This window comes from Streptomyces sp. NPDC088387 (genome assembly GCF_044753385.1).
Classification (GTDB): Bacteria; Actinomycetota; Actinomycetes; order Streptomycetales; family Streptomycetaceae; genus Streptomyces.
In genome coordinates this window covers 508,459-529,949 of sequence record NZ_JBIVNC010000007.1, presented here as the reverse complement: position 1 = coordinate 529,949, position 21,491 = coordinate 508,459, and the positions used below count along the sequence as shown (strand labels likewise).

16 protein-coding genes, 1 rRNA gene and 1 pseudogene are annotated in these 21,491 nt (G+C 72.0%); 14 read left to right on the top strand and 4 right to left on the bottom strand.

Annotated features, from left to right (window positions below; genetic code table 11):
* The 3 genes and pseudogenes from rrf to ACIQAC_RS21800 all read left to right on the top strand — a co-directional run.
* Positions 1–92, top strand: a 5S ribosomal RNA gene (gene rrf, locus ACIQAC_RS21810); the annotation flags it as partial.
* Positions 93–559: 467 nt separating this feature from the next.
* Positions 560–1,039 (top strand): annotated as a pseudogene (locus ACIQAC_RS21805) (RNA helicase); the annotation flags it as partial.
* 489 nt (positions 1,040–1,528) lie between these two features.
* Positions 1,529–2,383 carry a hypothetical protein gene (locus tag ACIQAC_RS21800; RefSeq protein ID WP_402193425.1) on the top strand — a complete coding sequence of 285 codons (855 nt, stop codon included), beginning with the start codon at positions 1,529–1,531 and terminating at the stop codon, positions 2,381–2,383.
* 52 nt (positions 2,384–2,435) lie between these two features.
* Here the strand turns inward: ACIQAC_RS21800 and ACIQAC_RS21795 are convergent, their stop codons facing one another.
* A complete protein-coding gene (locus tag ACIQAC_RS21795; RefSeq protein WP_402193393.1) occupies positions 2,436–3,728 on the bottom strand; it encodes a DUF1015 family protein in 1,293 nt (430 codons plus the stop codon).
* Between the two features lie 73 nt (positions 3,729–3,801).
* Here ACIQAC_RS21795 and ACIQAC_RS21790 point away from each other — a divergent pair, with 73 nt between their 5' ends.
* From ACIQAC_RS21790 to ACIQAC_RS21775, 4 genes are all read left to right on the top strand, one after another.
* Positions 3,802–4,830 carry an HAD hydrolase-like protein gene (locus tag ACIQAC_RS21790; RefSeq protein WP_402193392.1) on the top strand — a complete coding sequence of 343 codons (1,029 nt, stop codon included), beginning with the start codon at positions 3,802–3,804 and terminating at the stop codon, positions 4,828–4,830.
* Positions 4,831–4,920: 90 nt separating this feature from the next.
* Positions 4,921–5,964, top strand: coding sequence for a FecCD family ABC transporter permease (locus tag ACIQAC_RS21785; RefSeq protein ID WP_402193391.1), 1,044 nt, complete (start codon positions 4,921–4,923; stop codon positions 5,962–5,964).
* Positions 5,961–7,094: a FecCD family ABC transporter permease gene (locus tag ACIQAC_RS21780; RefSeq protein ID WP_402193389.1), complete on the top strand. Its 1,134-nt coding sequence runs from the start codon at positions 5,961–5,963 to the stop codon at positions 7,092–7,094. The genes ACIQAC_RS21785 and ACIQAC_RS21780 overlap by 4 nt, the downstream gene beginning before the upstream one ends.
* Entirely contained in the window at positions 7,091–7,996 is a 906-nt protein-coding gene (locus tag ACIQAC_RS21775; protein ID WP_402193388.1) for an ABC transporter ATP-binding protein, read from the top strand. Before ACIQAC_RS21780 ends, ACIQAC_RS21775 begins: the two co-directional genes overlap by 4 nt.
* Here ACIQAC_RS21775 and ACIQAC_RS21770 read toward each other — a convergent pair.
* Complete coding sequence (locus ACIQAC_RS21770; RefSeq protein ID WP_402193387.1) at positions 7,980–8,327, bottom strand: SCP2 sterol-binding domain-containing protein; 348 nt, start codon at positions 8,325–8,327, stop codon at positions 7,980–7,982. The genes ACIQAC_RS21775 and ACIQAC_RS21770 overlap by 17 nt on opposite strands.
* A gap of 42 nt (positions 8,328–8,369) precedes the next feature.
* On the opposite strand from ACIQAC_RS21770, the gene ACIQAC_RS21765 reads away from it, so the two are divergent.
* The 5 genes from ACIQAC_RS21765 to ACIQAC_RS21745 all read left to right on the top strand — a co-directional run bounded on the left by ACIQAC_RS21765 (position 8,370) and on the right by ACIQAC_RS21745 (position 13,769).
* Positions 8,370–8,714, top strand: a complete 345-nt coding sequence (locus ACIQAC_RS21765; protein WP_402193385.1) for a hypothetical protein — start codon at positions 8,370–8,372, stop codon at positions 8,712–8,714.
* Between the two features lie 23 nt (positions 8,715–8,737).
* Positions 8,738–9,553, top strand: a complete 816-nt coding sequence (locus ACIQAC_RS21760) for a TlyA family RNA methyltransferase (RefSeq protein WP_402193384.1) — start codon at positions 8,738–8,740, stop codon at positions 9,551–9,553.
* Positions 9,550–10,455: an NAD kinase gene (locus ACIQAC_RS21755; RefSeq protein WP_402193383.1), complete on the top strand. Its 906-nt coding sequence runs from the start codon at positions 9,550–9,552 to the stop codon at positions 10,453–10,455. The genes ACIQAC_RS21760 and ACIQAC_RS21755 overlap by 4 nt, the downstream gene beginning before the upstream one ends.
* Before the next feature lie 233 nt (positions 10,456–10,688).
* Complete coding sequence (gene recN / locus ACIQAC_RS21750) at positions 10,689–12,419, top strand: DNA repair protein RecN (protein WP_402193381.1); 1,731 nt, start codon at positions 10,689–10,691, stop codon at positions 12,417–12,419.
* A 222-nt stretch (positions 12,420–12,641) separates the two neighbouring features.
* A complete protein-coding gene (locus ACIQAC_RS21745; RefSeq protein ID WP_402193379.1) occupies positions 12,642–13,769 on the top strand; it encodes a glycosyltransferase family 4 protein in 1,128 nt (375 codons plus the stop codon).
* A 53-nt stretch (positions 13,770–13,822) separates the two neighbouring features.
* On the opposite strand, the gene ACIQAC_RS21740 is transcribed toward ACIQAC_RS21745, so the two are convergent.
* The gene (locus tag ACIQAC_RS21740; RefSeq protein WP_402193377.1) at positions 13,823–15,466 is read right to left on the bottom strand and encodes a PucR family transcriptional regulator; all 1,644 of its coding nucleotides are present in this window, start codon (positions 15,464–15,466) and stop codon (positions 13,823–13,825) included.
* 299 nt (positions 15,467–15,765) lie between these two features.
* Between ACIQAC_RS21740 and ACIQAC_RS21735 the strand changes: the two genes are divergently transcribed.
* Positions 15,766–17,280, top strand: coding sequence for an APC family permease (locus ACIQAC_RS21735; RefSeq protein ID WP_402193375.1), 1,515 nt, complete (start codon positions 15,766–15,768; stop codon positions 17,278–17,280).
* 85 nt (positions 17,281–17,365) lie between these two features.
* Here the strand turns inward: ACIQAC_RS21735 and ACIQAC_RS21730 are convergent, their stop codons facing one another.
* Positions 17,366–19,168, bottom strand: coding sequence for a glycoside hydrolase family 15 protein (locus ACIQAC_RS21730; RefSeq protein ID WP_402193423.1), 1,803 nt, complete (start codon positions 19,166–19,168; stop codon positions 17,366–17,368).
* A gap of 504 nt (positions 19,169–19,672) precedes the next feature.
* Between ACIQAC_RS21730 and ACIQAC_RS21725 the strand changes: the two genes are divergently transcribed.
* A complete protein-coding gene (locus ACIQAC_RS21725; protein ID WP_402193373.1) occupies positions 19,673–21,409 on the top strand; it encodes a CTP synthase in 1,737 nt (578 codons plus the stop codon).
* Positions 21,410–21,491: the final 82 nt, after the last annotated feature.

The window sequence follows — 21,491 nt, the reverse complement described above, 5'->3', positions numbered from 1 at the left end:
CGCCCGGTTACATTCCGAACCCGGAAGCTAAGCCTTACAGCGCCGATGGTACTGCAGGGGGGACCCTGTGGGAGAGTAGGACGCCGCCGAACAATCTTTGGAAGGACCCTTGGTCCCAGCGTTCAGCTGGGACCAAGGGTCCTTTTTCTTTTTCCAGAGCGCGCCGGGTACCCGGCTGCGCGAGAATGACTTGCGGTACCGAAGACAGGAGTCACCGATGTCCACCAACTCTCCCGACGACCGACCCGAACGCGACCAGCGGCGACGGGACAGCGGTGACCGCGGCGAGCGTGGCGGATTCCGCGGTGATCGCGGCGGCTTCCGTCGCGACACCGACCGTGGTGGCTACGGCCGGCGCGATGACAGCCGTGGCGGCGAGCGCGCCGGTGACCGTGGAGGTTTCCGCCGTGACGACCGGTCCGGGGGTGGCCGACCGGGTGGCAGTGACCGGGGCGACCGTCCGTCTTTCCGTCGCGACAACGACCGTAGGGACGACAACCGTGGTGGCGACCGTGGCCCCCGTCCGTCGTTCCAGCGTGATGACCGTGGGCGTCCGCCTCGGCGTGACGACGACCGTGACCGCCGTGGTGGCGGTCGCGACGACCGTGGTGGCGACCGGCCGGCCTTCCGCCGTGACGACCGTGGTGGCGACCGCCCCACGTTCCGGCGCGATGACCGTGGTGGTCGCGATGACCGTGGCGGGGATCGTCCGTCGTTCCGCCGTGACGACCGTGGTGGGGACCGTCCCACCTTCCGGCGTGACGACCGAGGAGGCCGTGACGACCGTGGTGGCGACCGTCCGCCCTTCCGGCGTGACGACCGTGGTGGCCGTGATGACCGTGGCGGGGATCGTCCGTCGTTCCGCCGTGACGACCGTGGTGGGGACCGTCCCACCTTCCGGCGTGACGACCGGAGCGACCGCGGCGATCGTGGTGAGCGTCGGGACAACGACCGTGGTGGTTACCGCCGTACCGACGACCGTGGTGGTGCCGGGCGTCGGGACGACAACCGAGGTGGGAGCTATCCCCGTCGGGACGACAACCGTGGCCCCCGTCGCGACGACGATCGTGGTGGCTTCCGGCGCGAAGACAACCGTGGGAGCTACGGCCGGCGTGACGACCGTCGTACCGATGACCGCGGTGGGGACCGCCCTCCCTTCCGGCGTGATGACCGCGCTGGTCGTGACGACCGTGGCGGGGACCGTCCTCCCTTCCGGCGGGACGACCGAGGCGGTCGTGACGACCGTGGTGGCGACCGTCCGGCCTTCCGCCGCGACGATCGACGAGACGACCGGCGTGACGGGGACCGTGGTGGTTTCCGGCGCGACGACAGCCGCGGTGACAGCCGGGGCGGCGACCGTGGTGGGTTCCGTGGGCGCGACGACCGTGGTGCGCGCGGGCCTCGCCGCGACGACCGGGGTGCGCGGCCCGGTGGGTTCCGTGGGCGGGACGACCGGCGCGGTGGCGGTACCACCGGCGGTGGCCGGTTCCGTGAGGAGCGGGAGCGGGACCGTGAGCCGATCAAGCGGCTGCCGATCCCCGAGGACGTCACGGGCGAGGAGATCGACAAGGACGTACGGCAGGAGCTGCTGAGCCTGCCGAAGACGCTCGCGGACGATGTCGCCAAGAACCTGGTGATGGTGGCCCGGCTGATCGACGAGGACCCCGAGGGCGCCTACGCGTACTCGCGGATCGCGTTGCGGCTGGCGTCGCGTGTCGCCGCCGTACGGGAGGCCGCGGGGTTCGCCGCGTACGCCAGCCAGAAGTACGCGGAGGCGCTCGCGGAGTTCCGGGCGGCCCGGCGGATGACCGGGAGCGCGGACCTGTGGCCCGTGATGGCCGACTGTGAGCGTGGGCTCGGGCGGCCGGAGAAGGCGCTGGACATGGCCGGCGCTCCCGAGGTGCAGAAGCTCGACAAGGCCGGGCAGGTGGAGATGCGGCTCGTGGTGGCCGGTGCCCGGCGTGATCTGGGGCAGCTGGACGCGGCCATCGTGACGCTTCAGAGCCCCGAGCTGGCCTCCAACTCCGTACAGCCGTGGACCGCGCGGCTCCGGTACGCGTATGCCGACGCGCTGCTGGAGGCCGAGCGGGTCGGGGAGGCACGGGAGTGGTTCGCGAAGGCCGTGGAGGCCGACCGCGACGGCAGCACCGATGCCTCGGACCGGCTCGCCGCGTTGGACGGGGTGGACTTCGTCGACGCCCTGGACGATGACGAGGACCAGGACGAGAACGCGGGCGGCGTCGAGGTCAAGGCCGAGGCCGAGGCCGAAGAGGCCCGTCCGCACACGGCTTCCGTCGTGGTCGACGACGACCTTGACGACGAACTCGATGACGAACTCGACGACGGCCTGGATGACGAGGACGTCGACGGCGACAAGGACTGACGACGACAGAAGGGGCGGGGTTCCTCCAAGGAACCCCGCCCCTTCGGCGTTTTCAGAGGTCCAGGGCTCGCAGCACCAGGCCCGACGCCGGCTTCGGGCCGAACGACGTCGACTTCCGCGGCATCGTGACGCCCTGGCGGGCCAGTTCGCGCACGACCTCCTCGCGGACCGGGTGCATCAGGACCGCCGTACCGCCGTCGCGTTCCGCCTTCTCGACCGTGGCCGCCGTGTCGTGGATGTAGGCGATGTGGGCCGGGGAGTCCTCGGGGATGTGCCAGACGTGGTCGAGCAGGGCCGCGTGCAGGACCGTGGCGTCCAGGGTGCGCCAGGCGAGAGGGCGGTCCGGCGGGATCGTACGGGCCAGGAGCTCGGGGTCCGGTCGGTCCACCAGGTGGAAGGCGCCGTCGCCGGCCAGCAGGAAGGCGTTGCCGTCGGCCGCCGCCCCGGCGAGGGACTCCAAGGCCGGGGCCAGGGGGGTGTCGATCCGGCGTATCCGGAACAGGCCCTTCAGTGCGGCCAGCGCGTCCGGGACCGGGACGTCGTGCAGCAGCCGGTGGATGGCGCGGACGCGGAGCGGATAGCGGGCGGTGTCGACGAGGAGGACCAGACCGTCGTCCCACGGGCTCGGCGAGGGGTGCTCCGCGCGGAGGCGGCGATAGGTCGCCCAGCGGTGGTGGCCGTCGGCGATCAGGGCCTGGTGCCGGGACAGGTCGGCGCGTACGGCGGTGATGTCCGCGGGGTCGGTGACCGCCCAGAGCCGGTGGTGGTACCCGTCCTCCGTGGTCGTGGCGAGGAGCGGGGGCTGCTCGGCGGTGCGTTCGATCAGCTCCGCAGTGGGGGCCGTCGGTTCGTCGCCACGGTAGGTGAGGAGCAGGGGTTCCAGGTTGGCGGAGGTCGCGCGCATCAGGTCGGCGCGGTCGGCGACGATGTGCGGCATCACGTCCTCGTGCGGGAGGACCACCTGTTCCGACGGGTCCGAGACGCGCAGGGTGCCGATGACTCCGCGTTGCAGCAGGCCGTGTCCGTCGCTCTGTTCGTAGACGTACAGAGCGGGTTCGGGGTCCGCGGTGAGGACGCCGTCGGCGCGCCACCGGGTCAGGGTGTGGGCGGCCTGGGCGTTGCGCGCGGCGGGGGTGGATGCCTGCGGGAGGATCAGCCGGACGATGTTGTGCGGGTCGGCGGCCTCCAGGTGCAGCAGGCCGTCGGGGCGGACCACGACGTCGTACGGAGGGGACGTCACCGCGGCGAGGCTGCCGACCCGGTCGGGGTCGTAGCGAAGGCCTCGGAACGGGTTGAGTTCCAGGCCCCGGCGCTTCGTTGCTTCCGAGTGACCTGCTGTGTTCATCCCGGCATCGTACGTGTGTCAGTGGGATGCGGGATGATCGGGGGAAAGCCGGTGCAGCGAGGAGCGATGTGGAATGAGCCAGGGCGTCAGGACCAGGCCGGAGAGCAGTGAGCGCGCGCTGAACGAGGCGTACGACACGGCGCTGCTCGACCTCGACGGAGTGGTGTACGCGGGGGGTCGCGCGATCGCGCACGCCGTCGACTCGCTGGCCACGGCCCGTGCGGACGGAATGCACCTGGCCTATGTGACCAACAACGCGCTGCGGACGCCCGACACGGTGGCCGCGCATCTGACCGCCCTGGGGATACCCACGGGAGCGGCGGATGTGATCACCTCCGCGCAGGCGGTGGCGCGGCTGATCGCCGAGCAGCTGCCGGCCGGGTCCCGGGTGCTGGTCATCGGCGGGGACGGGCTGCGGGTGGCGCTGCGGGAGCGTGGTCTTGAGCCGGTGGAGTCGGCGGACGACGAGCCGGCGGCGGTGGTGCAGGGGTACGGCGGGCCGGAGCTGGCGTGGGGCCGGTTCGCGGAGGCGTGTTACGCCATCGCGCGCGGGGTGCCGTGGTTCGCGTCCAACACCGATCTGACGATTCCCAGCGCGCGCGGCATCGCGCCGGGCAACGGGGCCGCGGTGGAGGTGGTCCGGATCGCCACCGGTGCCGAGCCGCAGATCGCGGGCAAGCCGCTGCCGCCGATGCACCGGGAGACGATCCTGCGGACCGGGGCCGAGCGGCCGCTGGTGGTCGGGGACCGGCTGGACACGGACATCGAGGGCGCGTTCAACGGCGAGGTGGACTCGCTGCTGGTGCTCACCGGAGTGACGGACGGCGCGCAGCTGCTCGCCGCTCCGCCGCCGCACCGGCCGACCTTCGTCGACGCCGACCTGCGTGGACTGCTCACCGGGCAGCCCGAGGTGACGCCGGCCGGTGACGGGTTCCGGTGCGGTGGCTGGACGGCGACGGCCGGTGCGGGGCGGCTGGAACTCGACGGTGAGGGCGGCCCCCTCGACGGGCTGCGCGCGCTGTGCGCGGCTGCCTGGACTCACGCCGGTGACGGCTCGTGCGAGCTGGACGCGGAGAAGGCGCTGGCGCGACTGGCGTTGTGACGAGGGAGACGGCCGGGCTCACCAGCGGGTGCGGGCAGCCGCCCGGCACGGGGATCGTGATCCAATGCGAGGGTAGGCTAACCTAACTGCGTGTTGGTAGAGAGCCCTCCCGAACCTCGTGCGGAGTCCGTGGCCGCACCCCCAAACCGCCGGGCGATACGCAGCTTTGGTCTGCTGGTCGCCCTGGCGGTCCTGGTGCTGATCGCCCTTGCGAGCATCGCGGTTGGCGCGAAACAGCTGTCGATGGGCGAGGTCTGGCACGGTCTCTTCCAGGACTCGGGGCGCTATGCCGACGTGGTGGTCGGTGAGCGGCTCTCCCGCACCGCGCTCGGACTGCTCGCCGGCGCCGCCCTCGGGCTGGCCGGAGCCGTGCTCCAGGCCCTGACCCGCAATCCGCTGGCCGACCCCGGACTGCTCGGCATCAACGCCGGAGCGTCCGCCGCGGTCGTCACCGCCATCACCTACTTCGGCGTGACCAGCCTCACCGGTTACGTGTGGTTCGCCTTCGCCGGAGCCGCGGCGGTCGGGGCGCTGGTCTGGTTTCTCGGCGGCAGCCGCGGTGCCACACCGGTACGGCTCGCGCTGGCCGGCACCGCCATCAGCGCCGCCCTCTACGGCTATCTCCAGGCCGTGATGATCGTGGACGAGGCGGCGCTGAGCAAAATGCGCTTCTGGACGGTCGGTTCGCTGAACTCGGCGACCAACGAGACCATCGTCCAGGTCCTGCCCTTCATCGTGGCCGGCACCCTGCTCGCGCTCGCCCTCGCCCGGCCGCTCAACGCGATGGCCATGGGCGACGACACTGCCAAGGCGCTCGGCGCCAACCTCAACCGGACCCGCGCGCTCTCGATGCTCGCCGCCACCGTGCTGTGCGGGGCCGCGACCGCCGCCTGCGGCCCCATCGTGTTCGTCGGCCTGATGGTGCCGCACGTCGTGCGCTCCTTCACCGGCCCCGACCTGCGCTGGATCCTGCCGTACGCCACCGTCCTGTCGCCCGTGCTGCTGCTCGGCGCCGATGTGATCGGCCGGATCGTGGCCCGGCCCGCGGAACTTCAGGTCGGCATCATCACGGCCGTCCTCGGCGGACCGGTCTTCATCTTTCTCGTACGACGGCGGAGGACGACCCAGCTGTGAAGACCGCGGTGAACACGCCGGACACGCCGGACACGGCGGAAGCGGGCGGCGCGACGGCCGCGTCCGACAGGGCCGCGCGGGGCGGCGAGGGGGTCCGCGGGCAGCGCGTCCTCCGTACCCCCGGCGGGCTTTCGCTGCGGCTGGACGTCCGGGCCCTGATCGTCGTAGGCCTGCTGCTGGTCGTCGCGCTCGCCGCGAGTGTGCTGCTGATCGGCACGGGGGACTTCCCGATCTCCGCGCTCGACGTACTCAGGACGCTGGTCGGACAGGGCAACGCGGGCCAGGAGTTCATCGTCAACGAGCTGCGGCTGCCGCGGGTCCTGGTCGGACTGCTGGTCGGCGCCTCGCTGGGGCTCGGTGGCGCGCTGTTCCAGTCCATCTCGCGCAATCCGCTCGGCAGCCCCGACGTGCTCGGCCTCGCACAGGGCTCGACCGCCGGCGCGCTGACCGTGATCGTGCTGCTGTCGGGCAGCGCCGAGCAGGTCACCGCGGGCGCGCTGGCCGGTGGTCTGCTGACCGGCACCGCCATCTACGTGCTCGCGTGGAAGCGGGGCGTCCATGGATACCGGCTGGTCCTGGTCGGTATCGGTGTGTCGGCGATCCTCGTCGGGATCAACGGCTATCTGCTCACCAAGGCCGACCTCGTCGACGCGGCCCGCGCGGTCGTGTGGATGACGGGGTCGCTCAACGGCCGGGGCTGGGAGCAGGTCTGGCCGCTGCTGGTGCTGTGCGTCGCCCTGCTGCCGCTGGTGCTGGTCAACGCGCGCGGGCTGCGGATGCTGGAGATGGGCGACGACGTGTCGTACGCGCTCGGGGTGCGTGTCGAGCGGGTGCGGCTGGTGCTGATGCTGGCCGCCGTCCTGCTCACCGCGGCCGCTACCGCGGCGGCCGGGCCCGTCGCCTTCGTGGCGCTCACCGCCCCGCAGCTGGCCCGCCGGCTCACCCGCTCGCCGGGCCCCAACCTGCTGCCGTCCCTGTGCATGGGTGCCGCCCTCCTGGTCACCGCCGACTGGGCCTCGCAGCGGCTCTTCGGCGCCGACCAGCTGCCGGTCGGTGTGGTCACCGGGGTGCTCGGCGGTGTCTATCTGCTGTGGCTGCTGGTCACCGAACGCAAGGCGGGCCGGATATGAGCGCCACCGCGAACCAGAACAACCCGAGGAGCACCGTGAACCGCCTGTCCGCCGAGAACGTCACCCTCGCCTACGACCAGCGCGTCATCGCCGAACAGCTGTCGGTGGAGATCCCCGACAACTCCTTCACGGTGATCGTCGGTCCCAACGCGTGCGGCAAGTCGACGCTTCTGCGGGCCCTGTCCCGGATGCTCAAGCCGCACCACGGCCGGGTGCTGCTCGACGGGCAGGTCATCCAGTCGATGCCCGCCAAGAAGGTGGCCCGGACGCTCGGTCTGCTGCCGCAGTCCTCCATCGCGCCGGACGGGATCACGGTCGCCGACCTGGTCGGCCGCGGCCGCTACCCGCACCAGGGCATCCTGCGCCAGTGGTCGAACGAGGACGAGCGGGTCGTCCAGGAGTCCATGCGCCAGACCGGCGTCACCGAACTGGCCGACCGGTACGTCGACGAGCTCTCCGGCGGTCAGCGCCAGCGTGTGTGGATCGCCATGGCCCTCGCCCAGCAGACCCCGCTGCTGCTCCTGGACGAGCCGACCACGTATCTCGACATCCAGCACCAGATCGACGTACTCGACCTCTGTGCCGAACTGCACGAGGAGCAGGGGCGGACGCTGGTCGCCGTGCTGCACGACCTCAACCACGCCGCCCGCTACGCCACCCACCTCATCGCCCTTCGGGAGGGCGAGGTGATCGCCCAGGGCGCGCCGAACGAGATCGTCACGGCCGAGCTGGTCGAGGAGGCGTTCGGGCTGCGCTGCCAGGTCATCGACGACCCGGAGACCGGTACGCCGTTGGTGGTGCCGGCCGCGCGGAAGGCGCGTACGCGGGTCATGGAAGACAGCGGGGACAGCGGGGACAGCGGGGACATGAAGACGAAGGTCGCCGCTACAGAAGCTTCCTGAGCTGGAACAGGTCCGACAGGCTCGCCTTCAGCTTCACCCGGCCCGAGCCCCACGCGTGCGCGAAGTTCAGCCCGCCGTCGACCAGGGCGACCAGGTCGTCGCCGGACATCGCCAGCCTGATCTGGGCCTTCTCGCGCGGCGGCCCCTCGACCGTGTCGTGCACCACGATCCGGCCACCGGTCATCCGGCCCACGAAGGTGAGGTCGAGGTCGGTGATGTGGCAGCTCACCGAGCGGTCCAGGTTCGTCGCCGCGCGGACGTCGCCCTCGGAGCGCCCCATGCTGTCCGAAAGCCGTTCGAGTGCGGCGCGGCACTCCTCCTTGGTCGCCATGGCGACCGACGGTACCCCAGTGCTTCGCGGTAGCGTCGGGGCATGAGCGACGCACTCCCGGGGACGGGGATTCCGGGGACCGAAGCCGGGCCGGCAGAGGCCGCCCACAGCAGTGAGCCGGAGGTGGCGGAAGCGGGCGCCGAGCCCGAGCACGACCCCGCCGCACCCGCCCCCCTGCACGTCCCGCGCGCCCCCACCGGCAACGCCGAGGTCGACGCGCAGCTGCACCGGTTGGCCGATGCCGACCACCTCGCCACGGACGGACACGTCGAGGTGTACGAGGATGTACACCGGGGGCTGCGCGACGCGCTCACCGCGCTCGACGCCCGCCCCCCGGGACCCCAGGTGCCCCCGCCGCCGCACCGACCGGCGCCCCCGGCGTCGTAACCACCACAGGAGCTGAACCGAACGTGGCAGGAGTCGCACGTCGCCGTCTGGACGCGGAGCTGGTCCGCCGGAAGCTCGCGCGTTCGCGTGAGCACGCCGGCCAGCTGATCGCCGCGGGCCGGGTCTCCGTCGGCAAGACCCTCGCGACCAAACCCGCCACCCAGGTGGAGACGGCGGCCCCCATCGTCGTCGCGAGCGACGACAACGACCCCGACTACGTGTCCCGCGGCGGCCACAAGCTGGCCGGCGCGCTGGACGCGTTCGTCCCGCAGGGTCTGGTCGTCGAGGGCCGCAGGGCGCTCGACGCGGGCGCCTCCACGGGCGGGTTCACCGATGTGCTGCTGCGCGCGGGCGCGGCCCATGTCGTCGCCGTGGACGTGGGTTACGGCCAACTCGCGTGGACTCTCCGGAGCGATGAACGCGTCACCGTCAAGGACCGTACGAACGTACGCGAGTTGACGCTTGAAGTGATCGATGGGGAGCCTGTGGATCTAGTGGTGGGGGATCTCTCCTTCATCCCGCTCGGGCTGGTGCTGCCGGCCCTCGTGCGGTGTGTGAAGCCCGACGCCGACCTGGTGATGATGGTGAAACCGCAGTTCGAGGTCGGCAAGGAGCGGCTGGGCAGCGGGGGAGTGGTACGCAGTACGGAACTGCGTGCGGAGGCCGTGCGCGGGGTGGCCGCGAAGGCGTGGGAGCAGGGCCTCGGGGTGAGGGGTGTGACGGCGAGTCCGCTGCCCGGACCCTCGGGGAATGTCGAGTACTTTCTCTGGCTGCGCGCCGGGGCTCCGGAACTGGACCCGGCCGACGTTGACCGTGCTGTGGCGGAGGGGCCGCGTTGACACCGAACCGATCTCGTACTGTTTTCCTCCTCGCCCACACCGGGCGTCCGGCGGCCATCCGCAGCGCCGAGCTGGTGGTGCGGGGGCTGCTGAAGTCCGGTATCGGGGTGCGGGTCCTGGAGCACGAGGCGCGTGACCTGCCGCTGCCGCCGGAGGTGCAGCTGGTCAAGGAGGCGACTCCGCAGTGCCTCGACGGATGCGAACTGCTGATCGTGCTCGGCGGCGACGGGACGCTGCTGCGCGGCGCGGAGTTCGCGCGGGCGTCAGGGGTGCCGATGCTGGGCGTCAACCTCGGCCGGGTCGGGTTCCTCGCCGAGGCCGAGCGCGACGATCTCGACAAGGTCGTCGACCGGGTGGTGACGAAGGCGTACGAGGTCGAGGAGCGGATGACCGTCGACGTCGTCGTGCACAGCAACGGTGACATCGTGCACACCGACTGGGCGCTCAACGAGGCGGCCGTGCAGAAGGCCGGCGCCGAGAAGCTCCTCGAGGTCGTCCTGGAGATCGACGGGCGCCCGGTGACGGGGTTCGGGTGCGACGGCATCGTGCTGTCCACGCCGACCGGGTCGACCGCTTACGCCTTCTCGGCGGGCGGGCCCGTGGTGTGGCCCGAGGTCGAGGCGCTGCTGATGGTGCCGATCAGCGCGCACGCGCTGTTCGCGAAGCCGCTGGTGACCTCGCCGGACTCGGTGCTGGCCGTGGAGGTGCTGCCGCACATTCCGCCGGGTGTGCTGTGGTGTGACGGGCGGCGGACCGTGGAGCTGCCCGCGGGGGCGCGGGTGGAGGTGCGGCGGGGGGCTGTGCCGGTCCGTTTGGCGCGGTTGCATCATGCGTCGTTCACGGATCGGCTGGTGGCCAAGTTCGCGTTGCCGGTCGCGGGTTGGCGCGGGGCGCCGCACTAGCGCCGGGCGCTCGGGGGTGCTGCGGCGCCATCCGGGAGGGTGGACTTCGAGCGTTGGCGGGTGCGGGTGGATTGTGGCTGATCGCGCCCCGCGACGGAGCCGCCATTGACGCAGCCCGGCGCCCCCCAGGGCGTTCAGGGGCCCGGCGCTGCGAAGGTGGCGCACACCCCGGGCCCGCGTTTCAGAGGTGGGGCGGTCGCACTTACGGTCCGGGACCTCGTAAGGTCGTGTTCGTGTTGGAGGAGATGCGGATACGGTCGCTCGGGGTCATCGACGATGCTGTCGTCGAGTTGTCGCCGGGCTTCACGGCGGTCACCGGTGAGACCGGCGCGGGCAAGACCATGGTCGTCACCAGCCTCGGGCTGCTGCTCGGCGGGCGCGCGGACCCGGCGCTCGTCCGGCTCGGCGCGGAGAAGGCGGTCGTCGAGGGGCGCATCACCGTGCCCTCCGGCACGTCCGCCGCGCTGCGTGCCGAGGAGGCCGGGGCCGAGCTCGACGACGGGGCCCTGCTGATCAGCCGTACCGTTTCCGCCGAAGGGCGGTCCCGGGCGCATCTGGGCGGGCGGTCGGTGCCCGTGGGGATGCTGGCCGAGCTGGCCGACGAGCTGGTCGCCGTGCACGGGCAGACCGACCAGCAGGGGCTGCTGAAGCTGTCGCGGCAGCGCCAGGCGCTCGACCGGTACGCGGGTGACGCGGTCGCCGGGCCGCTGGCGAAGTACGCGGAGGCCTACCGGCGGCTGCGGGCCGTGGCCGTCGAACTGGACGAGATCACCACCCGCGCGCGTGAGCGGGCCCAGGAAGCCGACATCCTGCGGTACGGGCTCGACGAGATCGCCGGGGTGGAACCGCGCGCCGGTGAGGACGTGGAACTCGCGGAGGAGGCCGAGCGGCTCGGACACGCCGAGGCGCTGGCGTCCGCCGCCACGGCCGCGCACGCCGCGCTGGCCGGCAACCCGGAGGACCCCGAGGGCGTGGACGCCGCGACCCTGGTCGCGGGCTCGCACCGGGCCCTGGAGGCCGTACGGTCGCACGACCCGGCGCTGGCCGCGCTCGCCGACCGGATCGGCGAGATCGGGATCCTGCTGGGCGACGTGGCGGGGGAACTCGCCGGGTACGCCGACGACCTGGACGCCGATCCGCTGCGGCTCGCGGCGGTCGAGGAGCGGCGGGCCTCGCTGAACGCGCTGACCCGCAAGTACGGCAACGACATCGACTCCGTGCTCGCCTGGGCCGAGCAGAGTGCCGCCCGGCTCACCGAACTCGACGGCGACGACGACCGGATCGGCGAACTCACCGCCGAGCGGGACGCGCTCCGCTCCGAACTGGGTGGACTGGCCCAGGCGTTGACCGACGCCCGTACGGAGGCCGCCGACCGGTTCGCCGCCGCGGTCACCGCCGAGCTGGCCTCCCTCGCCATGCCGCACGCGCGCGTGTCGTTCGAGATCCGGCAGACCGAGGACCCGGAGGGCGTCGAGGTCGGCGGCCGTGCCGTGGCGTACGGGCCGTCGGGCGCCGACGAGGTCGAACTGCTCCTCGCGCCGCACCCCGGGGCGCCGCCGCGGCCCATCGCCAAGGGCGCGTCCGGCGGTGAGCTGTCGCGGGTGATGCTCGCCGTGGAGGTGGTGTTCGCGGGGACGGATCCCGTGCCGACGTATCTCTTCGACGAGGTCGACGCAGGTGTCGGTGGCAAGGCGGCGGTCGAGATCGGCCGCCGGCTCGCACGGCTCGCGAAGAGCGCGCAGGTGGTCGTGGTGACCCATCTGCCGCAGGTCGCCGCGTTCGCGGACCGGCAGTTGCTGGTCGAGAAGACCAACGACGGCTCGGTGACACGCTCGGGCGTGAAGGTCCTGGAGGGCGAGGAGCGAATCCGTGAGCTGTCGCGGATGCTGGCCGGCCAGGAGAACTCGGAGACGGCCCGCGCCCACGCGGAGGAACTGCTGGAGACGGCCCGCGCGGACGGGTAGCGGCCCTTTCACCGGCTTCGTCGGCTTTGCCGTGTCACTCGTGCGAGGGATTCCGATGAGCTCTCTGTGACGGCTCGTGACCTCGCGCGTTGCGGGAACGCCCGTGCGTGCTGGCATCCTTGGCGGGGTACACGGAGGAGGCCACGCGGTACACCCCCTGCGCACGATCCTTCTGTACGTTTCTTCGTGACCGTTTTATGCCGAACCAGGAGCCCCGGCCACGTGACCCCCGTGAGCAGCCACTCACCGCACGGCCAGTCGACGCTGCGCACCGTGCAGGTGCTGGGCGGCGGCAATGCCGGCAGCAGCGCGCACGTGCGTTCGCTGTCCGCGGGGCTCGTCGCCCGAGGCGTGCGGGTCACCGTGTGCGCCCCCTTCGACGCCGAGTACACCCACGACTTCAGCGGGGCCGGTGCCGAACACGCGCCCGTGCCGCGCAGCAGCGACCCCGCCTCCGTGGCGGCGCTCCGCGCGGTCTGCGCCGACGCCGACCTGGTGCACGCGCACGGGCTGCACGCCTCCTTCCGCGCGGTCCTGGCGCTGAGCGGACGCTCCACCCCGCTGGTCGTCACCTGGCACAACCACGCCCACGCGGAAGGCGCCCGCGCCCATCTGCTGCGGATGCTGGAACGCCGGGTCGTGCGGGCCGCCTCCGTGGTCCTCGGCACCACCTCCGACCTCGTGGACCGCGCGCGCCGCACGGGAGCACGTGACGCCCGGCTCGCCCCGGCGGCGCTGCCCGGTCCGCGTCCGCCCCGGCACGAGGAGCCGGATCGCGCCAAGTTCCGCGCGGAACTCGGTGCCACCGGGCGCCCGTTGCTGCTGGCCGTGGGCGCGCTCGAACGCCACCGGGGCTTCGAGGTGCTGCTCGACGCCTCGCGCGCGTGGCGCCGGCTGGACCCGGCGCCGCTGGTCGCCGTCGCCGGCGAGGGTCCGCTGCGGGCGGCGCTGCAACGCCGGATCGAGGACGAGGGCCTGCCGGTACGGCTGCTGGGACGGCGGGACGACGCGGCCGAACTGCTCGCCGCCGCAGACCTCGTGGTGCAGCCCAGCCGCTGGGAGTCGCGCTCGGTCCTCGCGCAGGAGGCGCTGCACGCGCGCGTGCCGCTCGTCGCGACCGCCGTGGGCGGTGTGCCCGAACTCGTCGGCGACGCCGCCGAACTCGTCCCGTACGGCGACCCGGAGGCCCTCGCCGACGCGGTCGTCCGCCTGCTGGGCGACCCCGAACGCCGGGAGGAGCTGCGGCACAAGGGCGAGCGGCAGGCCGCGCACTGGCCGACGGAGGACGAGACGGTCGCGCAAGTGCTGAGTGTGTACGACGAGTTGACGCAGCCCCGGCCGATGCTCTGAAGCGCCGGTCTCACCTCATCCGCCGCCGGTCTCATCTCACCCGGCGTGCACCCTCACCCGGCGTGTCGTCTCGCGCGCAGGGCCAGGCTCAGCGCCAGGACCGTCTGCGGGTCGTCCAGGTCCGTGCCGAGGAGTTCGCCGATGCGGGCCAGCCGGTTGTAGAGGGTCTGGCGGTTGAGGTGCAGCTCGCGGGCGGTCTCCGCCTTGCGGCCCGCGTGGGCGAGATAGGTCTCCAGGGTGGGCAGCAGGGGCGGCTTGGAGCGCCGGTCGTGGTCGCGGACCGGGCCGATCGCGCGGTCCACGAACGCGGCGAGGTCCGGGTGGTCGCGCAGCCGCCACAGCAGCAGGTCGATGTCGAGGCGCCGGGCGTCGTACCAGGCCCGGTCCGACAGGCCCTGCGCCGCGGTCGCCGTCTCCGCCGCGTGCCGCAGACCCGCCGACGCCGCCGCCCAGCTGCCCGCCACCCCGACGACCACCACCGGCGGCTGGGCGCCCGGCCGTTGCATCCCGGCCCGCTCCACACCCGCGCGCAGCGCCGCCGCGACCCGGTCGGCGACCGCCGCCCGCTCCGACTCCGAGCGCAGGCCCAGCAGCAGCGGCACCCGCCCCTCCACCGGCCGCACACCAAGGAGCACCGGCACCCCGACCGAGGCCAGTTCCTCGGCGACCGCGCGGGCCAGCAGCGCCCAGCCCCCGCCCTGGGAGAGCGGGTCGCCGAGCCGCATGACGACCGGCAGCAGCGGGCTGCCACCCGGCTTGAAGCCGAGGACACGGGCCTGCGCAGGCGCCTCGTCGGCCGGGATCCGGCCCTCGGCGAGGTCGGTGAGGAAGTCGCCGCGCCCGCGCGCGGCCAGCTCCTCGTCCTGGCGGGCCTGCATCAGGACCACCGCGAGGATGCCGGCGGCCCGCTCGGCGGCGATCCGGTGCACCGGCGCCAGCGGACCGCGCACCGGCAGCAGCACAAGCCGGGCCCGCACCGAGCCGGTGCCCGGTCCGCCGCCCGGCACGTCGACGACGACCGAACCGGCGGGCGGCGGCGCGTCCTTGTGCTGTCCGCGCAGCCCCTCCCACACCTGGAGCGGCTCGGCGCCCTCGGGCCCGGCGCCCGCCGCGTACAGCAGCAGCCCCTCCGCGGTCTCCAGGAAGACCGGGTTGTCGCTGAAGTCGGCCAGGATGCCGAGGACCTGCGGCACACCGCCGCCGCCGAGCAGCGCCTCGGTGCAGCGCCGGTGCACCTCCTCGGCGCGTTGCAGCAGCGCGTAGTGCCCGTTGACGATCTCGGTGTGGATCTCCTCGGTCACCGTCACGAACGGCACCTCGCGGTGCAGCTGGACCAGCGGCAGCCCGGCCGAGCGGGCCGTCTCCACCAGCGTGGCGGGCAGCCGGGTGAAGCGCGGGCCCAGCTCGACGACCAGGGCCGCGATCCCGCGCTCGGCGAGGGTGCGCACGAAGGCGCGCTGCTCGGCGGGGCGGGTGCCGAGGCCGTAGCCCGTGGTCAGCAGCAGTTCGCCGCCCTTGAGCAGGGAGGCGATGTTCGGGACCTCGCCCGCGTGCACCCAGCGCACGGTCCGGTGCAGCCGGTCGGCGCCCGCGAGTACCTCCGGGAGCCCGCTGCGCAGTCCGGGCAGCTCCAGCGCCCGCTGCACGGTGATCCCGGCGTCGTGACTGTCGAATCGGGGGTCCGTGCGGCTGTCCATGAGGCGGACGGTACCTGCGCGGAGGTTCCGATGACATCTCCTGGCGGTTACGGGGACGATCACCGGGGCGCGCGGCCCGACACTGCGTCGCGCCGTGCGCCGGATTCCGCGACCGGGTGCCGGTTGTGGTGTGGATCACCGGACGGCCACACTGTCGAATCCGCGAGGACACTCCCGCGTGATCTTCGGTTTTCGTCGTGACGGAGCAGGAAGAGGGCGGAATGGCACAGAATCCCCCGCCAGGGACACCGGCACCCCCGCCAGGGACTCCGGCACCCCCGCCAGGGACTCCGGCACCCATGCCGGGCGACCCGGCGCCCGCGCGCGAGGTGCACCGCCTCAAGGCGAACTCCGTGGGCCTGGTCGGCGTGGTCTTCATGGCCGTCGCCACCGCCGCGCCCATCACCGCGATGACCGGCAACCTGCCGATCGCGGTCGGCTTCGGCAACGGCACCGGTGCCCCGGCCGGCTATCTCTTCGCGACGCTCGTGCTGACGGTGTTCTCCGTGGGCTATGTCGCCATGGCCCGCCGGATCACGGCCGCGGGCGCCTTCTACGGCTTCATCTCACACGGCCTCGGCCGGATCGCGGGCATGGCTTCCGGCATGCTGGCCGTCCTCGCGTACATCGTCTTCGAGGCGTCCATCGTGGGCGTCTTCGCCTATTTCGCGCGCACGACGGTCCAGGACCAGCTGGGTGTGGACCTGCCGTGGATCCTGTACGCCGCCGCGATGCTGCTGGTCACCGTGGTGCTGTCGTACTTCGACATCAACCTCACCGCCAAGGCCCTCGGCGTGATGCTGATCGCCGAGATCGCGGTGCTCTTCGCCGTCGCCACCGCCGTACTGCTGAACGGCGGCGGCCCGGACGGCATCCCGGTCGAACCGATCAACCCCAAGAACGCCTTCACCGGCGCCTCCGCCGGCCTCGGACTGTTCTTCGCGTTCTGGTCGTGGGTCGGCTTCGAGTCGACCGCGATGTACGGCGAGGAGTCCCGCGACCCCAAGCGGGTCATCCCGCGCGCCACGCTGATCTCGGTGATCGGCGTCGGCCTGTTCTACATCTACGTCTCCTGGATGACGATCGCCGGCAACGGCCTCAAGGGCTCGGTCGAGGTCTCCTCCGGCAGCAGCCCGCTCGACCTGTTCTTCGACCCGGCGCACACCTTCATCGGCGCCTGGGCCGTCGACGCCTTCCAGTGGCTGCTGATCACCGGCTCGTTCGCCTGCGGCATGGCCTTCCACCAGTGCGCGTCCCGCTATCTGTACGCCATCGGCCGCGAGGGCTTCCTGCACCCGGCCCTCGGCCGCACCCACCCCCGGCACGGATCGCCGTACGTCGCCTCGGTGGTGCAGTCGGCGATCGCGGTCGGGCTGGTCGGCGCGTTCTGGCTGACCGGGCAGGACCCGTACACCCACCTCTACACCCTGCTGGCGATCCTCGGCACGATGGCGATCCTCATCGTGCAGACCCTGTGCTCCTTCGCCGTCATCGGCTACTTCCGGCGCAACCATCCCGAGGACCGGCACTGGTTCCGCACCTTCACCGCCCCGCTGCTCGGCGGGATCGGCATGACGGCCGTGGTGGTGCTGCTGGTGGTCAACCTGGACACCGCGGCCGGCGCGGCGGCCGACTCGCTGTTCTTCAAGTCCATCCCGTGGATCGTCGGCCTGGTCTTCTTCGGCGGGCTCGGCCTCGGCCTCTATCTGCGGGCCAGGCATCCCGCGCGGTACGAGGTCATCGGGCGGGTCGTCCTGGAAGACGCGGCCGAGCGCCCGGACGACGACCGCGCGGAGACGTCCGCGGCCGTGTGAGAACCGTCAGCGCGAGAAGACCCGTGAGAAACGGCCCGGCCGCCCGCCTCCACCGGAGACGGGCGGCCGGGCCGCGCGAGGACCGTCAGCCGCCGTACGCCCCGGAGGCCGTCAGCCGCAGGGCCGTGTCGATCAGCGGGACATGGCTGAAGGCCTGCGGGAAGTTGCCCACCTGGCGCTGGAGGCGCGGGTCCCACTCCTCGGCGAGCAGCCCCAGGTCGTTGCGGAGCGAGAGCAGCTTCTCGAAGAGCTTGCGGGCCTCGTCCACGCGGCCGATCATCGCGAGGTCGTCCGCCATCCAGAACGAGCAGGCCAGGAAGGCGCCCTCGTCGCCGGGCAGCCCGTCCACACCCTCGTCGCCGCCCGAGGTCGGGTAGCGCAGGATGAAGCCGTCCGGTGTGGACAGCTCGCGCTGGATGGCCTCGATGGTGCCGATGACCCGCTTGTCGTCCGGCGGCAGGAAGCCCATCTGCGGGATCAGCAGCAGGGAGGCGTCCAGTTCCTTGGAACCGTAGGACTGCGTGAACGTGTTGCGTTCCTTGTCGTAGCCGCGCTCGCAGACGTCCCGGTGGATGTCGTCGCGCAGCTCGCGCCAGCGCTCCAGCGGGCCGTCCGCGTCACCGGACTCGATCAGCTTGATCGTGCGGTCGACGGCGACCCAGGCCATCACCTTGGAGTGCACGAAGTGGCGGCGCGGGCCGCGCACCTCCCAGATGCCCTCGTCCGGCTCCTGCCAGTGGCCCTCCAGGTAGCGGATGAGCTTCAGCTGGAGCAGCGAGGCGTAGTCGCTGCGGGCCAGGCCCGTCATGTGGCCGAGGTGCAGGGCCTCGGTGACCTCGCCGTAGACGTCGAGCTGGAGCTGGTGCGCGGCGCCGTTGCCGACGCGGACCGGGCCGGAGTTCTCGTAGCCGGGCAGCCAGTCCAGCTCCGCCTCGCCCAGCTCGCGCTCGCCGGCGATGCCGTACATGATCTGGAGGTTCTCCGGGTCGCCGGCGACCGCGCGCAGCAGCCACTCGCGCCAGGCGCGGGCCTCCTCGCGGTAGCCGGTGCGCAGCAGCGAGGAGAGGGTGATGGCCGCGTCCCGCAGCCAGGTGTAGCGGTAGTCCCAGTTGCGGACACCGCCGATCTCCTCCGGCAGGGACGTGGTGGGCGCGGCGACGATGCCGCCCGTCGGGGCGTACGTCAGCGCCTTCAGCGTGATCAGCGAGCGGACCACGGCCTCGCGGTAGGGGCCGTGGTACGTGCAGTGCTCGACCCACTCCCGCCAGAAGTCCTCGGTCGCCTCCAGGGACTGCTCCGGCTCGGGCAGCGGCGGGGGCTGCTTGTGCGAGGGCTCCCAGGAGATGGTGAACGCGATCCGCTCACCCGGCGAGACCGTGAAGTCGGCGTAGGTCGTGAGCGACTTGCCGTAGGTCTCCGCCGATGTGTCGAACCACACCGAGTCCGGGCCCGCGACCGCGACCGTACGCCCGTCGTGCTTGTGCACCCAGGGGACGATCCGGCCGTAGGAGAACCGCATCCGCAGGGCCGAGCGCATCGGGACCCGGCCCGTGACGCCCTCCACGATCCGGATCAGCTGCGGCGCGCCGTCGCGCGGCGGCATGAAATCGGTCACCCGGACCGTGCCGCGCGGGGTGTCCCACTCCGATTCCAGGATCAGCGAGTCCCCGCGGTAGCCGCGCCGGGCCGCCGTGGGCGGTTCGGAGTCCGACGCGTGCGCCGGGCCGATCCGCCAGAAACCGTGGTCCTCGGTGCCCAGCAGACCGGCGAAGATGGCATGCGAGTCGAAGCGGGGCAGGCACAGCCAGTCCACCGTGCCGTCCCGGCAGACCAGTGCGGCGGTCTGCATGTCTCCGATGAGTGCGTAGTCTTCGATGCGCCCGGCCACGTGCAACTCCAGTCGAACGGCCACGTCACCCCATGAAGGGGCTGTCGCTAGTGCGGTCAAGGGGTGTTTGAAATGCGTCGTTGAGCGGTGAAGCAAAGCAGTCGATCAGCCGTCTGGCAAAACGACCGTCGTTGCTCAACGAACTGACGAGCTCTCGTTGTTCCGGAGGAATACGGGCGGGGGTGGTGCCCTGTTTCCGGTGCGCTCGGCAGCGAGTGTCCGAGCAGGATACGACGCACGTAGATGATCTGCGCGCCGCTCCGGGCAACGCGGGTGAGCCGATCGGGTGAGCGGTTGGTGAGCGGCCCGTAAGAGGTCGGCGTGAGTGTCGGAACATGCGCGGAGCGTGGCCGGACGCCGTCGCTCCGCGGCGCTGATACCCTGGTAGCCCGTGGACCGGTGGGAGTAAAACCCCCGAACCGCAGCGACGGCGCCGCCGGCAACAGCCGGTCCGGCAGCCGCACCGCACCCCCAGACCGCGACCACGGGAGCCCCGTCTTGGCCATGCCACCCAAATCTTCGACGACCAAGCACATCTTCGTCACCGGGGGTGTCGCCTCCTCGCTCGGCAAGGGCCTGACGGCCTCCAGCCTGGGCATGCTGCTCAAGGCCCGGGGCCTGCGCGTCGTGATGCAGAAGCTCGACCCGTACATCAATGTCGACCCTGGCACGATGAACCCCTTCCAGCACGGCGAGGTCTTCGTCACCAACGACGGCGCCGAGACCGACCTGGACATCGGACACTACGAGCGTTTCCTCGACCGCGACTTGGACGGCTCTGCAAACGTCACGACCGGGCAGATCTACTCGACGGTCATCGCCAAGGAGCGCCGCGGCGAGTATCTGGGCGACACCGTCCAGGTCATCCCGCACATCACCAACGAGATCAAGAACCGGATCCGCCGCATGGCCGCGGACGACGTGGACGTCGTCATCACCGAGGTCGGCGGCACGGTCGGCGACATCGAGTCGCTGCCGTTCCTGGAGACAGTCCGTCAGGTCCGGCACGAGGTCGGCCGGGACAACGTGTTCGTGGTGCACATCTCGCTCCTGCCGTACATCGGCCCCTCGGGAGAGCTGAAGACGAAGCCGACCCAGCACTCGGTTGCGGCCCTGCGCAACATCGGTATCCAGCCGGACGCCATCGTGCTGCGCAGCGACCGCGAGGTGCCCACCGCGATCAAGCGCAAGATCTCGCTGATGTGCGACGTCGACGAGGACGCCGTGGTGGCCTGCCCGGACGCGCCGTCCATCTACGACATCCCGAAGACCGTGCACTCCGAGGGCCTGGACGCCTACGCCGTGCGCCGCCTCGACCTGCCGTTCCGCGACGTGGACTGGACGACCTGGGACGACCTGCTCGACCGTGTCCACCGGCCGCGCCACGAGATCAACCTCGCCTTGGTCGGCAAGTACATCGACCTGCCCGACGCCTATCTCTCGGTCACCGAGGCGCTGCGCGCGGGCGGCTTCGCCAACAAGACCCGCGTCAAGATCAAGTGGGTCACCTCCGACGACTGCAAGACCCCGGCGGGCGCCGCCGAGCAGCTCGCCGACGTGGACGCCATCTGCATCCCCGGCGGCTTCGGCGACCGCGGTGTCTCCGGCAAGGTCGGCGCCATCCAGTACGCGCGCGAGAACCGGATCCCGCTGCTCGGCCTCTGTCTGGGTCTCCAGTGCATCGTGATCGAGGCCGCGCGCAACCTGGCCGGCATCAAGGACGCCAACTCCACCGAGTTCGACGCCGCCACCGCCCACCCGGTCATCTCCACCATGGCCGAGCAGCTGGACATCGTCGCCGGCGACGGCGACATGGGCGGAACGATGCGCCTGGGCATGTACCCGGCCAAGCTGGCCGAGGGCTCGATCGTGCGCGAGGTGTACGACGGCAAGGAGTACGTCGAGGAGCGCCACCGGCACCGCTACGAGGTGAACAACGCCTACCGCGCGGAGCTGGAGAAGCAGGCCGGCCTGCTCTTCTCGGGCGTCTCGCCGGACAACAAGCTCGTCGAGTACGTCGAGTACCCCCGTGACGTCCACCCCTATCTGGTCGCCACCCAGGCCCACCCGGAGCTGCGCTCGCGCCCGACCCGCCCCCACCCGCTGTTCGCCGGGCTGGTGAAGGCGGCCGTGGAGCGCAAGGAGAACGCGGGGACGGCCGGGGCGGCGGGGGCCGAGGAGCCCACCGGGACCGCCGCGTCCGCCGCGTCCACCGGCTCCGCGTCGAAGGATTCGAAGTAACACACCAGTTGTACGGTGGCCGGGGTGCAAACCTTCAAAGGTGGGCACCCCGGCTTTTCCGTGTGCACGTGGAGGGACAGGG

Excerpts from the sequence above, each read along its gene's own strand:
- ACIQAC_RS21770 (WP_402193387.1), bottom strand. The coding sequence starts at position 8,327 with ATGGCGACCAAGGAGGAGTGCCGCGCCGCACTCGAACGGCTTTCGGAC.
- ACIQAC_RS21740 (WP_402193377.1), bottom strand. The coding sequence starts at position 15,466 with ATGGACAGCCGCACGGACCCCCGATTCGACAGTCACGACGCCGGGATC.
- ACIQAC_RS21765 (WP_402193385.1), top strand. The coding sequence starts at position 8,370 with ATGAGCGACGCACTCCCGGGGACGGGGATTCCGGGGACCGAAGCCGGG.
- ACIQAC_RS21790 (WP_402193392.1), top strand. The coding sequence starts at position 3,802 with ATGAGCCAGGGCGTCAGGACCAGGCCGGAGAGCAGTGAGCGCGCGCTG.
- ACIQAC_RS21735 (WP_402193375.1), top strand. The coding sequence starts at position 15,766 with ATGCCGGGCGACCCGGCGCCCGCGCGCGAGGTGCACCGCCTCAAGGCG.
- ACIQAC_RS21795 (WP_402193393.1), bottom strand. The coding sequence starts at position 3,728 with ATGAACACAGCAGGTCACTCGGAAGCAACGAAGCGCCGGGGCCTGGAA.
- ACIQAC_RS21725 (WP_402193373.1), top strand. The coding sequence starts at position 19,673 with ATGCCACCCAAATCTTCGACGACCAAGCACATCTTCGTCACCGGGGGT.
- ACIQAC_RS21775 (WP_402193388.1), top strand. The coding sequence starts at position 7,091 with ATGAGCGCCACCGCGAACCAGAACAACCCGAGGAGCACCGTGAACCGC.